At 70.9% G+C, this 14,903-nt stretch carries 17 protein-coding genes; 13 read left to right on the top strand and 4 right to left on the bottom strand.

Annotated elements, in window-relative coordinates:
- The first annotated feature begins 68 nt into the window (after positions 1 to 68).
- From EV371_RS05900 to EV371_RS05920, 5 genes are all read left to right on the top strand, one after another.
- Positions 69 to 518: an NUDIX domain-containing protein gene (locus tag EV371_RS05900; RefSeq protein WP_130461153.1), complete on the top strand. Its 450-nt coding sequence runs from the start codon at positions 69 to 71 to the stop codon at positions 516 to 518.
- Positions 515 to 1,354, top strand: coding sequence for a hypothetical protein (locus EV371_RS05905; protein ID WP_130461154.1), 840 nt, complete (start codon positions 515 to 517; stop codon positions 1,352 to 1,354). The genes EV371_RS05900 and EV371_RS05905 overlap by 4 nt, the downstream gene beginning before the upstream one ends.
- Before the next feature lie 101 nt (positions 1,355 to 1,455).
- Positions 1,456 to 2,187 (top strand): sugar phosphate nucleotidyltransferase, encoded by a 732-nt coding sequence (locus tag EV371_RS05910; protein WP_130461155.1) that lies wholly within the window; start codon positions 1,456 to 1,458, stop codon positions 2,185 to 2,187.
- Positions 2,175 to 3,242 carry an iron-containing alcohol dehydrogenase gene (locus tag EV371_RS05915; protein WP_130461156.1) on the top strand — a complete coding sequence of 356 codons (1,068 nt, stop codon included), beginning with the start codon at positions 2,175 to 2,177 and terminating at the stop codon, positions 3,240 to 3,242. Before EV371_RS05910 ends, EV371_RS05915 begins: the two co-directional genes overlap by 13 nt.
- Complete coding sequence (locus EV371_RS05920; RefSeq protein ID WP_130461157.1) at positions 3,217 to 3,945, top strand: CDP-alcohol phosphatidyltransferase family protein; 729 nt, start codon at positions 3,217 to 3,219, stop codon at positions 3,943 to 3,945. The genes EV371_RS05915 and EV371_RS05920 overlap by 26 nt, the downstream gene beginning before the upstream one ends.
- A gap of 42 nt (positions 3,946 to 3,987) precedes the next feature.
- Here the strand turns inward: EV371_RS05920 and EV371_RS05925 are convergent, their stop codons facing one another.
- Positions 3,988 to 5,151: a glycosyltransferase family 4 protein gene (locus tag EV371_RS05925; protein WP_130461158.1), complete on the bottom strand. Its 1,164-nt coding sequence runs from the start codon at positions 5,149 to 5,151 to the stop codon at positions 3,988 to 3,990.
- 84 nt (positions 5,152 to 5,235) lie between these two features.
- Here EV371_RS05925 and EV371_RS05930 point away from each other — a divergent pair, with 84 nt between their 5' ends.
- The 4 genes from EV371_RS05930 to EV371_RS05945 all read left to right on the top strand — a co-directional run bounded on the left by EV371_RS05930 (position 5,236) and on the right by EV371_RS05945 (position 10,127).
- A complete protein-coding gene (locus tag EV371_RS05930) occupies positions 5,236 to 6,108 on the top strand; it encodes a DNA-formamidopyrimidine glycosylase family protein (protein ID WP_130461159.1) in 873 nt (290 codons plus the stop codon).
- 349 nt (positions 6,109 to 6,457) lie between these two features.
- Positions 6,458 to 8,026, top strand: coding sequence for a sugar transferase (locus EV371_RS05935; RefSeq protein WP_486484912.1), 1,569 nt, complete (start codon positions 6,458 to 6,460; stop codon positions 8,024 to 8,026).
- Positions 8,027 to 8,149: 123 nt separating this feature from the next.
- Positions 8,150 to 9,319: a sensor histidine kinase gene (locus tag EV371_RS05940; RefSeq protein ID WP_486484913.1), complete on the top strand. Its 1,170-nt coding sequence runs from the start codon at positions 8,150 to 8,152 to the stop codon at positions 9,317 to 9,319.
- A 52-nt stretch (positions 9,320 to 9,371) separates the two neighbouring features.
- Positions 9,372 to 10,127, top strand: a complete 756-nt coding sequence (locus EV371_RS05945) for a response regulator (RefSeq protein WP_130461162.1) — start codon at positions 9,372 to 9,374, stop codon at positions 10,125 to 10,127.
- 21 nt (positions 10,128 to 10,148) lie between these two features.
- On the opposite strand, the gene EV371_RS05950 is transcribed toward EV371_RS05945, so the two are convergent.
- Positions 10,149 to 10,556 (bottom strand): VOC family protein, encoded by a 408-nt coding sequence (locus tag EV371_RS05950; RefSeq protein WP_130461163.1) that lies wholly within the window; start codon positions 10,554 to 10,556, stop codon positions 10,149 to 10,151.
- A gap of 82 nt (positions 10,557 to 10,638) precedes the next feature.
- On the bottom strand, positions 10,639 to 11,031 hold the full coding sequence (locus EV371_RS05955; RefSeq protein ID WP_207230418.1) for a helix-turn-helix domain-containing protein: 393 nt from the start codon (positions 11,029 to 11,031) through the stop codon (positions 10,639 to 10,641).
- Positions 11,032 to 11,119: 88 nt separating this feature from the next.
- On the opposite strand from EV371_RS05955, the gene EV371_RS05960 reads away from it, so the two are divergent.
- On the top strand, positions 11,120 to 11,638 hold the full coding sequence (locus EV371_RS05960) for an AAA family ATPase (RefSeq protein ID WP_130461164.1): 519 nt from the start codon (positions 11,120 to 11,122) through the stop codon (positions 11,636 to 11,638).
- Positions 11,639 to 11,677: 39 nt separating this feature from the next.
- Here EV371_RS05960 and EV371_RS05965 read toward each other — a convergent pair whose 3' ends face one another.
- Positions 11,678 to 11,938 (bottom strand): hypothetical protein, encoded by a 261-nt coding sequence (locus EV371_RS05965; protein WP_130461165.1) that lies wholly within the window; start codon positions 11,936 to 11,938, stop codon positions 11,678 to 11,680.
- A gap of 453 nt (positions 11,939 to 12,391) precedes the next feature.
- On the opposite strand from EV371_RS05965, the gene EV371_RS05970 reads away from it, so the two are divergent.
- The 3 genes from EV371_RS05970 to EV371_RS05980 all read left to right on the top strand — a co-directional run bounded on the left by EV371_RS05970 (position 12,392) and on the right by EV371_RS05980 (position 14,356).
- The gene (locus EV371_RS05970) at positions 12,392 to 12,598 is read left to right on the top strand and encodes a helix-turn-helix transcriptional regulator (RefSeq protein WP_486484504.1); all 207 of its coding nucleotides are present in this window, start codon (positions 12,392 to 12,394) and stop codon (positions 12,596 to 12,598) included.
- 166 nt (positions 12,599 to 12,764) lie between these two features.
- A complete protein-coding gene (locus EV371_RS05975; RefSeq protein WP_486484505.1) occupies positions 12,765 to 13,577 on the top strand; it encodes a GntR family transcriptional regulator in 813 nt (270 codons plus the stop codon).
- Positions 13,565 to 14,356 carry a glycosyltransferase family 2 protein gene (locus tag EV371_RS05980; RefSeq protein WP_486484506.1) on the top strand — a complete coding sequence of 264 codons (792 nt, stop codon included), beginning with the start codon at positions 13,565 to 13,567 and terminating at the stop codon, positions 14,354 to 14,356. The genes EV371_RS05975 and EV371_RS05980 overlap by 13 nt, the downstream gene beginning before the upstream one ends.
- The last annotated feature ends 547 nt before the right edge of the window (positions 14,357 to 14,903 follow it).

A 14,903-nucleotide genomic window follows, 5' to 3' on the forward strand; every position in this document is an offset into this window, starting at 1 on the left:
TGGACGCTCACCCGGACAACCACAAGCGGCGGTGTGGCCGGCGGGACCGGGGTGGCTAGTCTCGACCCGTGTCCACGGAGCCCCTACGCTGCGCCGGAGCCCTGATCGTCGACGACGAGGGCCGGATCTTCTTCCAGCGACGGTCCCCCCATCGGAAGCTCTTTCCCAACACCTGGGACATCGTCGGTGGTCACCTCGAACCGGGCGAGACGGTCGAGGAGGCACTGTTCCGCGAGGTCACCGAGGAGACCGGCTGGACCGTCTCGCTGGTGCTGGGCACCGTCGGCGAGTACCGGTACATCCCCGACGACGGCATCGAGCGGATCGAGACCGAGTTCCTCGTCCGGGTCGACGGCGACCTCGGCCGCCCCCGGCTGGAGGTGGGCAAGCACACCGAGTTCCGGTGGCTCGCCGAGGACGAGATCGGGCTGCTCGACGAGCACCGCGACGTCAACGACGGACTGATCCGGCGGATCGCGGAGGACGGCTTCCGCGCCCTGCACCTGATCGGCCTGTGAACGACCTCGTCCCGCTCGCCCCGCACCAGGCCGCCGCGCTGGTCGGGCCGGCCGTCGACCGCGTCTTCCGGTCCGTCATGGCCACCACCCGGATCCGGGGTGGAGCCGAGCTGGTCCAGAGCTACGGCGGTCCGGCCGCGACCGGCTTCCTGATCGACTTCCGGACCAGGCTCGCCGCACCCGGCGGCATCGTCGACGACACCGGGCTGGCCGCCCTGCTCCGCTACGGCGACCCGGCCGAGTGCCAACGCGCGCTGGACAAGCAGGTCGCGCATGGGATGCTGTACCGGCGGCCGGACGGCGGCGTCCTGGCCACCGAGCGCGGCCGGGCCTTTCTGGCCGAACTCGCCGCGCTGCACGCCGAGGTGACCGGGGAGCTCTGGGCGGCGCACCCCGAACGGATACGCGGGCTCGTCGGCGCCCTCGGCCGGCTGCTCTCGGCCGCGCTCGACGAACTGTGGCCCGCCGAGGTCGGCACCCCGGGCCCCGGGCACGGGCACCTGCCTCCCGCGCCCGTCGAGACCGTCCCGGTCGAGGGGCCGACCGACGGGCGGGCGTTCGCGGCGATGGCACCGCCGTACGAGCCGGACGGCACCCCGCCGGGCGTACTGCTGCTCAATCGGCTCGGCACGCTGCGGTACCACCGCGCCGACGCGCACGCCGCCGCGTGGCAGGCCGCCGGGCACACCGCCCGGAGCATCGTTGAACTCGCGGCGGGACCGGAACGGCTCGCCATCGAGCTGGAGACGGACCGCCGGGCGGCCGGCCCGTACGCCGCGCTGACCCCGGCCGAACGGCTGCGCCTCCTCGCAGACCTGGCCGCGCTGCCCGGCTGAACACCCGGACCTGGATTGCCGGGCCGTTCGCCGGGAATTCGTACCGCTGGCCCGCGGCGCTATCCTCCGTGCGTCGGACGTGTCGCGAGAGAGGACCCGGAATGATCGGTGTGGTACTGGCCGCTGGAGCGGGTCGCCGGCTGCGGCCGTACACCGACACCCTGCCCAAGGCACTCATTCCGGTCGACGGCGACACCACGATCCTCGACATCGCGCTGCGCAACCTGGCCGAGGTCGGGCTGACCGACGTGACCGTGGTGGTCGGGTACGCGGCCGAGGCGGTACGGGCCCGGCAGGCCGCCCTGGCCGACCGGTACGGGGTCAAGCTCACCCTGGTGCACAACGACCGGGCCGAGGAGTGGAACAACGCGTACTCGCTCTGGCTGGCCCGGGAACACTTCGCCCAGGGCGCACTGCTCGTCAACGGCGACACCGTGCACCCGGTCGACGTGGAGCGGACCCTGCTCGCCCAGCGCGGCCCCGGCATCCTGCTCGCGGTCGACACCGTCAAGAAGCTCGCCGACGAGGAGATGAAGACCGTCCTCGACGACTCCGGCCAACTCGTCCGGATCAGCAAGCTGATCGACCCGGCGCAGGCGTACGGGGAGTACATCGGGGCGACCCTGATCGAATCCCGGGTCGCCGGTGAGCTGGCGGACGCGCTGGAAGCGACCTGGCGGCGCGATCCGAACCTCTACTACGAGGACGGCTACCAGGAGTTCGCGCAGCGCGGCGGCGAGGTGCGGGCGGCACCCATCGGCGACCTGCCCTGGGTCGAGGTCGACAACCACGAGGACCTGACCCGAGCCCAGGAGATCGCATGCCACTACTAGCCCGTACCGTCAACACTCCGCTCGTGATCGACGTGCGTCGCGGCGCCATCGCGGACCTCGGCACGCTGCTGGCCGACCGGCGGATTTCGGCCGGTGGCGAGGTGGCGGTGGTGGTCGGCCCCGGGCAGGGCGAGCGGATCGCCGAGCTGTGCCGGCCCGGCCTCGGCAACGCCGACGTCTTCACGGTGACCGGCGGCACCCTGGACGCCGCCCAGGAACTCGGCGAGAACCTGCGCCGCCGCTCCTACGACGCGGTGGTGGGGATCGGCGGCGGCAAGACCATCGACACCGCGAAGTGGGCCGCCTCGCGCTACGGCATCCCGATGGTGAGCGTGGCGACCAGCCTGGCGCACGACGGGATCGCCTCGCCGACCGCCTCGCTCGACCACGACGGCGGCAAGGGCTCCTACGGGGTACACATCCCGATCGCCATCGTGGTCGACCTGGATTTCGTGGAGAACGGCCCGGACCGGCAGACCCAGGCCGGGATCGGGGACGCGCTGAGCAACCTCAGTGCGGTCGCGGACTGGGAGCTGGCCCATCGGGTACGCGCCGAGCCGATCGACGGGCTCGCCGTCACGCTGGCCCGCGCCGGGGCCGAGGCCCTGATCAACCACCCCGGAAAGATCACCGACGACGCCTTCCTGACCACCCTGGCCGAGGCGCTGATCCTGGGCGGGATCGCCTCCTCGATCTGCGGCTCGACCCGGCCGGTCAGCGGCGGCTGCCACGAGATCTCGCACGCGCTGGACCGGCTCAACCCGGGCACCGCGTCGCATGGCGAGCAGGTCGGGCTCGGCGCGCTCTTCTGCACGTACCTCCGGGGCGACCTGGAGCGGTTCGGCCAGCTCGCCTCCTGCCTGCACCGACACGGGCTACCCACCACCCCGGCCGAGCTGGGGCTAGCCGCCGAGGAGTTCGTGGCCGCCGTCCACTATGCCCCGAACACCCGCCCGGATCGGTACACGGTGCTGGAGCACCTCGACCTGCCTCCTGCCGCGATCGGTGAGCGGCTGGCAAACTACCTCGATGCACTCCGCGAACATCTCGGCTGACCCGGTGTCCCCGCCCACCGCCACCGACTTCTACCGGGTCAACCGCGGCGGGGGCCTGTTCAGCGAGGCGATCAGCCAGCGCATCGGCGCCGCCCTGGCCCTGGCCGCGCACCGGACGGGGTTGCCGCCCACCGCGCTGACCATGGCCAACCTGGTGCTCGGGCTGGCGGTCTCGGTGACCGTGGTGGCCCTGGCCGGGCCGGTCGCCGCCGGAGAGGTGCCAGCCTGGGCGGTCGGGCTGGCCGCACTGCTCGGCTGGCAACTGGCGTACGCCCTGGACTGCGCGGACGGGCAGCTCGCCCGGGTCACCGGCCAGGGCAGCCCGGCCGGCGCCCGGGTGGACGTGCTCTGTGACGTGGCGGCCCAGATCGCGCTGGTGACCGCGCTGTCGGCGACGGCCGTCGCGCAGCGACCCGCGACGCCGGTCTGGCTGGTCGCGGCGTTCGCCGGTACCTGGATGGTCAACCTGGTGACCTCGGTGATGGCGGCCGGCCCGAACGCGGCCAGCATGGTCACCTCGACCTCGCTGCCGGTACGGCTGGTGAAGCTGATCCGGGACTACGGTGCGGTGATCTTCGTGGCCGCTCTGATCCTCGCCGTCGTGCCGGAATGGACGACCTGGCTGATCGCCGCGTTCACCCTCGTCAACGGCGGCTTCCTGCTGGCCAGCATCGCCTTCTCCGCCCGCGCCTCACTCCGCTGAGGTGTAAAGGAAGGGCCCCTTCCTTACATGCCGGTGTAGACGTCACATGCCGGTGTAGACGTCGAGGAGTTGCTTGGTGACCACGTCGGGGTGGAAGGTGCGCTCGTAGCGGGAGCGGGCCCGTGGGGCGACGGCGGCGGCCGCGTCCCGGGCGGCGGGCAGCGCCCCGGCCAACGCCGCCGGGTCTGCCGGTACCAGCCAGCCCGACGCACCGGCCGGGTCGTCCGCGCCGACCAGGTACGGGATGCCACCGAGCGCGGTACCCAGCACCGGACGCCCGGCGGCCAGCGCCTCGATCACCACCGTGGGCAGTACGTCGTGCCAGGTCGGTACGGCCAGCACCACGGCGGTGGCCCGGAGCGCGGCGGCCACCCCGGCCCGGTCCAGCGGGCCGAGGAACTCGACGTCGGCCCGTTCGGCGGCCGCCGCCTCGGCCTGCGGTCGCAGTTCGCCGTCCCCGGCGATGCGCAGCGGCCCGAGCGCGCCGTCGGGATGCCGGCGCCAGGCGTCGAGCAGCAGCCCGACACCCTTCTCCGGGGAGAGCCGGCCGAAGAAGAGGAAGCCCTCGCCGAGCGGCGCCGGTGCGCCCGGGTCCGGGATGCCGTTCGGCTTCACCACGATCCGGTCGTCCGGGATGCCGTAGTCGCGCAGGTGTGCGGCGATCCCGGAGGTGAGCGCGATGTAGCGGTCCACGGAGCGCCAGGTCGGCCGGTGTACGGCCAGGGTGGTCGCCATCAGTGCGCTCTGTGCCCGGGAGCCCCGGTAGCAGCGGTGCACGATCGCCGGCACGCCGAGCGCCCGGCCCCGGCAGTCCTGGCAGATCTTTCCGTCCCGGAAGTAGAGCCCGGAGGAGCAGACCTGCCGGTAGTTGTGCACGGTCTGCACCACCGGCACCCCGTGTTTGTGCGCGGTCCGGACCACCCAGGGCGAGAGCAGCGGGTACGGGTTGTGCAGGTGCAGTACGTCCGGCCGGTGCTCGATGATCAGCCGGCTCAGCTCCTGCTGCGCCTTTGGCGCGTAGATCGGCGAGATCGGCAGCAGCGCCTTGGCGGCCGGGGAGAACTCCGCGATCTCGTCGGAACTGCGCAGGAAGGGATGGACGGTCACCCCGGCGGCCCTGAGCTGGGTGATCTCCTGGTCGACGATGGTGTTCTCGCCGGAGGGCTGCGCCTCGCGGTACCGGTTGTGCGCCACGATCACCTGCACGCCGGTCGCCCCTCCTCCATGATCGCGTTCAGCCCCGTCCGCGCGTTCCGCGCCTGGCCGGGGATGAACGCTACCGTTAGTTTCGTGCCCGAGTTACCTGAGGTGGAGGCGCTCGCCGGCTACCTGCGCGAGCGGGCGGTCGGCCGGCGGGTCGACCGGATCGAGGTCGCGGCGATCAGCGCCCTGAAGACGTACGACCCGGCGCCGTCGGCGGCTGCCGGCCGGGAGGTCGTGGACGCCGGCCGGCACGGCAAGTTCCTCGACGTGACGCTGGCCGGGAACGGCGAGCCGGAGCTGCACCTGGTGACGCACCTGGCCCGGGCCGGCTGGCTGCACTACCGGGAGGCGTTCAACTCGGCGATGCCGCTCAAGCCCGGCAAGGGCCCGATCGCGCTGCGGGTACGCCTGGACGACGGGTCCGGTTTCGACCTGACCGAGGCCGGTACCCAGAAGAAGCTCGCCGTGTACCTGGTGACCGATCCGAGCCAGGTGCCCGGGGTGGCCCGGCTCGGGCCGGACGCGCTCGCCGCCGACCTGCCCACCTTCGCCGAGCGGCTGCGCGGCCGGCGGGGGCAGGTCAAGGGGGTGCTGACCGACCAGGAGGTGCTGGCCGGGGTCGGCAACGCGTACTCGGACGAGATCCTGCACGCGGCGAAGCTGTCGCCGTTCGCGCTGACCAACCGGCTCACCGACGAGCAGATGGCGGCGCTGCACGCGGCGGCCCGGCAGATTCTCGGCGACGCCGTCGAGCGGTCGCTGGGGCAGCGGGCGGCGGAGCTGAAGGGGGAGAAGCGGGCCGGGTTGCGGGTGCATGCCCGGACCGGGCTGCCCTGTCCGGTCTGTGCCGACACGATCCGTGAGGTGTCGTTCGCCGACTCCAGCCTCCAGTACTGCCCGAAATGTCAGACCGGCGGGAAACCCCTCGCGGACCGTCGGCTCTCCCGGTTGGTGCGCTAGCCCGTAGATTCAGCGATCGCGCTTGTACGTTGTGTGATCCCGGCCCACACACCGGGTCGAAATCGCCCAGCGGGCAAGAAATCGGCACCCGCCGGCTCTACCGCCGCCGCTGTCCGTCGGTATAGTGACCCCGGTCTGCGACTCCGCTATGGGCAGCCCGCTACTCGTGTTTCGCGGGGCGGGCGGGGGCCGTCCCTCGGGCCGGCGTCCCCGACGATCGTTATTGGGCCTCCGCGCCGCGAGCGGCGCTCCGGACCGGATGAGGATCGGGGCCTGCATGGGAGAGACTGAGACGGTGGGCGACCCGAGCCCTTACGGCAAAGGGGCGGCACGTGTCACGCGGGAGGACGTGGGTGAGGTGACGACAAGCCTCCAGCGCCCGGTAGGCAACGGCCGACCGAGTACTCTGCGTCACGTCGACAGCTTCGAGATCCAGCCACCGACGACTCGGCAGCCGAACGGGGTACCCCGGTCGGCGTGGGCGCGGGCGCGGCGGCGGGTGTCCCGCTGGCACCGGCCGTACATCGCGATCCTCCTGCTGCTGGACTTCGGGGCGGCGGTACTGGCGAGTTGGCTCGCCATCTCGCAGTTCGACAAGGCGGCGTCCGGCTTCCAGATAAACGACAATGACGCCACCTGGTTCCACACCGTGTCGTACCTGCTGCTGCCGCTCGGCTGGCTGATCGTGCTCTGGGGTAACGGCGCGTACGACCGCCGCTACCTGGGGCTCGGCACCGACGAGTTCAAGCGGGTCACCCGGGCCGGGGTGGCGGTGGCGGCCACTGTCTCCTTCCTCGCCTTCGCCACCAAGACCGACCTGTCCCGGCTCACCGTCGGCACCGTGCTGCTCGGTGCCCTGCTGCTGATCCTGCTCGCCCGCTCCACCGCCCGGCTGATCCTGCACACCGTGCGCCGCCGCAGCAGCCAGGCCGCGCAGCGGATCGTGCTGGTCGGCACCCTGCCGGAGGCGCTGGAGGTCTACACGGCGATCAACCGGGTACCCGCCGCCGGGCTCAAACCGGTGGCGATCCACCTCACCGACGGTTACGCCGCGGCCCGGGGCCTCGAAACGCCGATCCCGGTCTACGCCGGCCGGGACATCCTCTCGCTGGTCCGCGAGGTCGGTGGCGACACCATCGCGGTCTGCGGCTCGGCCAGCACCGAGCCCGGCGAGCTGCGCCGGCTGGCCTGGCAGTTGGAGGGCTCCGGCGTCGACCTGATCGTGGCACCGCAGCTCACCGACATCGCCGGCCCCCGGGTGCACATCCGGCCAATCGAGGGTCTGCCGCTGCTGCACGTCGAGGAACCGACACTCTCCGGCCCCGCGCTGCTGGCGAAGAACCTGCTCGACCGCTTCGCCGCCGGGCTGGGGCTGCTGCTGCTGGTCCCGCTCTTCGTCGCGATCGCGATCGCGATCCGGATCTCCGATCCCGGGCCGGTCTTCTTCCGGCAGCCCCGGGTGGGGCACGAGGGGCGGACGTTCCGGGTCTGGAAGTTCCGGACCATGTACGTCGACGCCGAGCAGCGCCTGGCCAGCCTGGTCGACCAGAACGAGACCGACGGCATGCTGTTCAAGATCAAGCAGGATCCCCGGGTCTTCCCGGCCGGGCGGTTCCTCCGGGCCAGCTCGCTCGACGAGCTGCCCCAGTTGATCAACGTACTCCGGGGCGAGATGTCACTGGTCGGTCCCCGCCCGCTCCCCGCCGACGACGGCGACTTCCTCGGCGACGTACGGCGCCGGCTGCTGGTCCGGCCCGGCATCACCGGGCTGTGGCAGGTCTCCGGCCGCTCCGACCTCTCCTGGGACGAGGCCGTCCGGCTGGACCTCTACTACGTCGACAACTGGTCGCTGGCGTACGACCTGAGCATCCTGTGGCGGACCGTCGGGGTGGTACTGGCCCGCAAGGGCGCGTACTAGCGACCCGCTCGGGACGGCCTGCGGGGATCCGGCCGGACCGGTGGCTTGGCGAACCGGCCGACCAACCGTCAGGATCTCTGGGTGGGGTGGCCCAACCTGTCCACCGCGGTGGCCGTGGTGGCGATGATCAGTGCACTGGCGGCTGCCCTCTTCGCCGTCGTCCGGCTGCGCGCCCGGCAGGGCATCGCCACCGCCACCCAGCGAGCCACCTACGAGGTACTGCACACCGCCGGGCTGGCCGCCGAGCCGCTGCGCGCCGGGCTCACCCCGGCCGGCGCGGCCAAGGCGGTCCGCCACCTGCGTACCCTGGTCGGCTCCGCCGGGCTCGCGCTGGCCGACCGGGACCGGCTGCTCGCCATCGACGGGCGCGGCGGCCACCACGGCGAGCAACTCCTCGCCGCCGCCGCCAACACCATCACGACCCGCCGGTCGACGGTGCTCGGCGAGTCCGAGCTGCGCTGCGACCGGGTCGACTGCCCGGTCCGGGGGGCGGTGATCGCCCCGCTGACCGGTCCCGACGGCCGGGCCTGCGCCGCGCTGGTGGCGATCGCCGACGACCAGCCGGCACCCGGTCTGGTGCAGGCCGCGCTGGAGACGGCGCACTGGGCCGGCGCCCAACTCGCGCTCGCCGAACTCGACTCGTCCCGGGAGCGGCTGGCCCGGGCCGAGGTACGCGCACTGCGGGCCCAGATCAGCCCACACTTCATCTACAACGCCCTGACCGCGATCGGCTCGTTCGTCCGGACCGACCCGGAGCGGGCCCGGGAACTGATCCTGGAGTTCGCCGAGTTCACCCGCTACTCCTTCCGGGCGCACGGCGAGTTCACCACGCTCGCCGAGGAGCTGCGCTCGATCGACCGCTACCTGACCATCGAGCGGGCCCGGTTCGGCGACCGGCTCCAGGTGAAGTTGCAGATCGCCCCGGAGGTGCTGCCGGTCAGCCTGCCGTTCCTCTGCCTGCAACCACTGGTCGAGAACGCTGTCCGGCACGGGCTGTCCCGCAAGCCCGGGGTGGGGATGATCAGCATCGAGGCCCGGGACGCCGGGGCGGAATGCCACATAACCGTCGAGGACGACGGCGTCGGGATGGACCCGGCCGCGCTGGCCGCCGGCATCGCCGACGACCCGGCCGACGACTCCGGCCAGCACGTCGGCCTCTCCAACGTGGACGAACGGCTCCGGTCGGTCTTCGGGGACCAGTTCGGCCTGGTCGTCGAGACCGACCTCGGATCGGGTACGAAGGTGAGCATGCGGATACCGAAGTTCCACCGTCATGTCCGGGCGAGCACGTGACCGGGGCCGGGCCGGTGCACCGGGACCGGCAGGGGTTGTGGAGGGCTGACCCGTGACCGGTTTCCTGCGCGTGTTGGCCGTCGACGACGAACCACCGGCGCTCGACGAGCTGGCGTACCACCTGCGGGCCGATCCACGGGTGTCCCGGCTGCACACCGCCGGCGACGCCACCGAGGCACTGCGGGTGCTCCGGGACGCCGACGTCGACGTGGTCTTCCTCGATATCCGGATGCCCGGCCTCGACGGCGTGGAGCTGGCCCGGGTACTCCGCCGGTTCGCCCGGCCACCGGCGATCGTCTTCGTCACCGCGTACGACGACGGGGCGGTCGACGCCTTCGACCTCGGCGCCACCGACTACGTACGCAAGCCGGTCCGGGCCGAGCGGCTCGCCGAGTCGCTGCGTCGGGTGGTCGGCTCCCGGGTGGTACCCACCCATCCGGCGGCACTGGCCCGGGCCGAACCCGACCCGACGATCCCGGTGGAGCTGGCCGGCACCACCCGGATGCTGCCCCGCTCGGCCGTACGCTGGGTCGAGGCGCAGGGCGACTACGCCCGGCTGCACACCGCCGACGGCTCACACCTGGTGCGGGTGCCGCTGGCCACCCTCGCCGAGCGGTGGGCCGACGCGGGCTTCGTCCGGATCCACCGCTCCTACCTCGTGCAGCTCCGGTTGATCGCCGAACTCCGGCTCGCCAACTCCGGGTACGTCGTGGTGGTCGACGACACCGAGCTGCCGGTCAGCCGCCGGCACACCCGGGAGCTGAAGGACAAGCTGGTCCGGGCGGCGAAGCAGGACTGGAACCGCTGACCCGCCGCCCGTAGACCGCTACTACTTCGGCTGGGTGAAGCGGATGCTGTTGCCGAAGGGGTCCCGCAGGCCGCAGTCGATGCCGTACGGGCGCTCGGTCGGTTCCTCGGTGAACTCGACGCCCCGGCCCAGCAGCGTCTCGTACGCCTTGCGGCAGTCGTCGGTGCTGAAGATGAGCGAGCCGCCCATCGCACCCTTCGTCACCAACTCCCGGACCTGCTTGGCCGTCTCCTCGGAGAGTGCCGGCGGCCCCGGCGTCGTCAACAGGATCTGCCGCTCCGGGTCACCGGGGACGTTGACGGTCAGCCAGCGCATGAAGCCGAGGTCGGCATCCGTGTGGACCTCCAGGCCGAGCGTGCCGACGTAGAAGTCGAGGGCCTCGTCCTGGTCGAGTACGTAGATCTGCGAGTGCGTGATGGCGTTGAACATGTCCCTCACGCTACGGCCAGAGCCGGCCGGAAACTTATCCAAAACCGCTCAGTCGGCGGGCTGTTCCCGCAGCTCAGCGGCATCAGGCGGTCGGTCGCATCCAGGCCATCGTGAAGCAGGTCGGCACGTTCAACGCCGCCGTCCCCTTCCGGTACGCCCGCGGGGAGCAGCCGACGATGTCCCGGAACGTTCGGCTGAAGGTGCCGAGGCTGCCGAAGCCGACATCGAAGCAGATGTCGGTCACGCTTCGCCCGGTCTCCCGGAGCAGGAACATCGCCCGCTCGACCCGGCGCCGCTGGAGATAGCGGTGCGGCGTCTCGCCGAAGGTGGCCCGGAAGGTACGCGTGAAGTGCGCCTCCGAGACGTGCGCGATCCGGGCCAGCGTCGGTACGTCCAGCGGCTGCGCGTACGCCCGGTCCATCGCATCCCGGGCCCGGAGCATCCGGCGGTTACGCTCCTCCACTGCCCGGCTCACGGCTCCATCACACCATGGTCGTCCCGGGTGCGGCCGGCAGCCCGGCACGTCGATCTCCTGAGCGACGCGCTACATGTAGCGTCGTTCCATGATCGTGTGGCTCAACGGCACCCACGGCGCAGGCAAGACGACGACCAGTGCACTCGTGCAGCAACTGATCCCGGACTCACGGGTGTTCGACGCCGAGAAGGTCGGCGAGACACTTATGGACATCACGCCGGGGCTGCCTGCGACGGACAACTTCCAGCACTGGCCGCCGTGGCGGCAACTCGTCGTCGAGACCGCCCGCCGCGTACTCGACTACACCGGCGGCACTCTGGTGATGCCCATGACCGTCCTGGTCGAGCAGTACTGGCGCGAGATCAGCACGGGCCTCGCCCGCCATGCCATCCCGGTAAGGCACTTCGTCCTCCACGCCGACCAGGACACCCTCCGCCGGCGTATCGCGGGGGAACACCCCATCCCCTCCCCATTCCGCCTCAAATATCTCGAGCCCTACGCGGAGGCGGCTCGCACGTGGCTCCACGACGAGGCCGAGGTCGTCGACACCACACACCTCACGCCGGCCCAGGCGGCCCGGCAGATCGCAAGGGCTCTCGAGAACTGAGGCGCGCCCGACCCGCCGCCTTCGTCGCGTTATGGCCGGTCATACGGTCGGTGATACGCCGGGCACGACTGGCGTCGCCTGCAGCAACACCAGCCCGGCAACCTGGGTGAAGATCTCCCGCTTCTCGATGGCTTGGCCCTTCCGGTCCAGTACGTACCCCGCGACCCAGCACCAGCCGTGGTAGGTCGGGCGAGAGTCAACCGCCACTACCCGCAGCACCAGCTTCCGGTCGCCGCTGAACTGAACGCTCGCCGCCGTACCGATCCCGATCACCTCGCCGGGTACTGGCGGACGATTCACGAAGTCCGACCTCGTCCCCAGTACGAGGCGAGCCGCTCGTACGCCACCCTGCCCGCGAAGCAGTACCCCGTGTGATCTGGAGGGTGACGGCACGACCGGCAGACGCTTCCGACGACCTGGTGCCGAAGCAGAACCGAGCGCATCTCGGCCCGCTCAACCTCTTCTGGGATCGGCACAGGCCCGGGGTTGCGCAGCGGGAAGGGATCGGGGACTGGTTCGTGATCGCCCGAGGACATTGTGCCCCTTCAGCCGTAGGCGTCCTGCCCGACCGGCGTCCCGGAGGACGGGGTGATCCGGCCGGGCAGGGTGATCCACACGTACCGCCCGCGCGCCCCGCGCTACGAGCGATACGGCCATGCCACCACTTGTACGTGACCATCAGTCAGTAGTCAATCATACTATCTATATACCTAGTAGTAGGATTGCCCATGTCGATCGTGGGAATGTCTCGACGTGCCAAGACGTCGACCGCTGCGGATCATGGGCGCGGCAGAGATAGCCGACTACCTTGGCGTGTCCCGCCAGTGGGTCGAGGTGCTCAGCAAGCGGCGCGACTTCCCGGAGCCCGCCGTAGTGCTCAAGGCAGGGCGGATCTGGCGCACCGAGGACATCGAGGAGTGGGCGGCCAGCCGTCGTCCAGACAACGCGGAAGGGAGCTAGCGAGCAGACCGACCGCATCTCGCTGAGATCATCCATCTTCCGCATCCGGTCGGAGCTTGGCAGCTTCGAGATGATCCGCTGCTTGGGGACGAGGGCGGTGACTGACCGGCGCGACAGGTCGACGGCCCGGCAGACGTACCAACGCCTGGGCGATAGCGTAAGTGTCGTGAACTCTCGTGACTGGCGTCCGCGCTACCTCCAGCTTGCCGAGGATCTGCGCGCCCGGATCGAGAGTGGCGAGCTTGCCCGGGGCACGGCCATGCCGAGCGAGACGGAGTTGGCCGACTCGTCCGGACTGTCCCGGACCAGCGTGCGCAACGCCATCCGGCAGCTTCGGGATTGGGGCCTGGTACGGGCCGAGCAGGGTCGGGGCACCTACGTCCGGGCGCCTCGGCAGCGGGTCCGCCGGTGCAACACCGAGCGGTACCAGTGGGAGAAGGACCGGGTACTGCTCGACGAGGCCGAACGGCGGCGGACCGGCGGGACCGAGCATGACACCGGCCTGACGGTCGATGACCTCAAGTTCCACGCCGAGTACTCGCAGGTGAAGGCAGACGAGGAGATGGCGGCGGCGTTCGGCCTGCCGGTCGGTGCGCCACTGCTGCGGCGGGTCTACTGGACCAGTTCCCGGCACGAAACCGCGCCGCTGTCGGCGTCGTACTCCTACCTGCCGTATGACCTGGTGAAGGGCAACAAACAACTGCTCTCCGCCGACTACGAACCCTGGCCGGGCGGCACCCAACATCAGCTCTCCACCGTCGGTATCGAGCTGGACCGGATCGAAGAGGTCGTACAGGCCCGACCGCCACTGCCGGACGAGGCGGAACTACTCGACATCGAGGCCGGCGTCGCGGTCCTGGACGTGCGCAAGACGTCGTACGACATCCGGGACCGCGTGGTGGAGATCGCGGACGTCGTTTTCCCCGGTGACCGGACAGAACTCTGCTTCACGACGAAGCTGAAGCGGTGGAACGCTTGAGCCGACTCGTCTCGGTCGTCACGCCGGTTCACTGGCCCAGCGTCGGCTACCTCGCCGACGCCTACGGGTCGTTGGCCGGGCAGAAGATGCCTGACGGGTGGGACTGGCAGTGGCTCGTCCAGGAAGACGGGCAGGACGGGCTACTGCTCGACCAACTCCCCGACGATCCCCGAATCCTGCCCGGCAGCGGCCGGCCCGGCGGCCCAGGCGTCGCCCGAACCCTCGCGCTGGCACGGGCGGAAGGCGAATTCGTCAAGGTCCTCGACGCCGACGACCAACTCACCCCGGGCGCACTCGCCCGAGACATCGCCACGCTCACCGATAATCCGCACCTCGGCTGGGTCACGTCACGGGTCCTGGACCTGCACCCCGACGGGTCAACGCACCGATGGGACAAGGACCCACCCGACGGACCGATCAACTGCGGTGCGGTCCTCGCCTTCTGGAAGGCCAACGACTACCGGGCGCCCGTACACCCGGCGACCCTGTGCATGCGCCGGGATCTCCTCCTGGCCCTCGGCGGCTGGATGGCCCTACCCGCCTCCGAGGACACCGGTCTACTCATCGCGGCCAACGTCGTCAGCGACGGCTACTTCATCGCCGAACCTGGACTGCACTACCGCAAGTGGCCCGGCCAGATGACCGGCCAAGCCGCACACCGCGACCCGGCCGAGCACACCGCACGAATGCGGATCATCGAAGCACGGGCCGAAGCCCTGCGCTCGCTGCTGTCGGCCTCGCTGGCGTCGTTCGCCTCGTCGGCCTCGCCGACTTCCTGACGCTCCCACGTCTGCCGCACGGAAGGGCGCGCGGAACCGGAGGGGCGCACAGGGGCACGACGCCCGGACAGATCAGATACGTCAAAGGCCCAGCGTCAGAAAGTATTCTCCGACCTGGGCCTTCGTTGTTGGAGCGGGTGACGGGAATCGAACCCGCACTGTCAGCTTGGGAACTCGCTGGGGCGCCGACTCGGGCCAAGGTCAACGGGCTGCACTCCTGGTCACGGTGCCCGTGGTTGACCCCGGTTCCCCGTGGCTTCCCGGCGCTACGGGCACGTAGGGGGCACGCGCGGCGGCCACCGTGTTAAGCGCACTTGATAGCTTTTCCAGGGTGCTGCCGGTTCGCGGGGTCGTTGCGGGTGTTGTGGCAGCCGTACGGGCATGGCCTCGGGATGGTTCACCGCTGGGACTGGCTGATCGCTCTCCCCTGCTCCTGTTGCCGTCGTCGTGACGGCGGTTTGGGCTCGGTGCCACGGGTTTGAGTGTTGATGGGCTTCTCGGACTTGTCGGCGACAAGGCAGGGGCGGCGATTGCCGTCGTCCAGTAC

Source organism: Plantactinospora sp. CNZ321 (assembly GCF_004217235.1).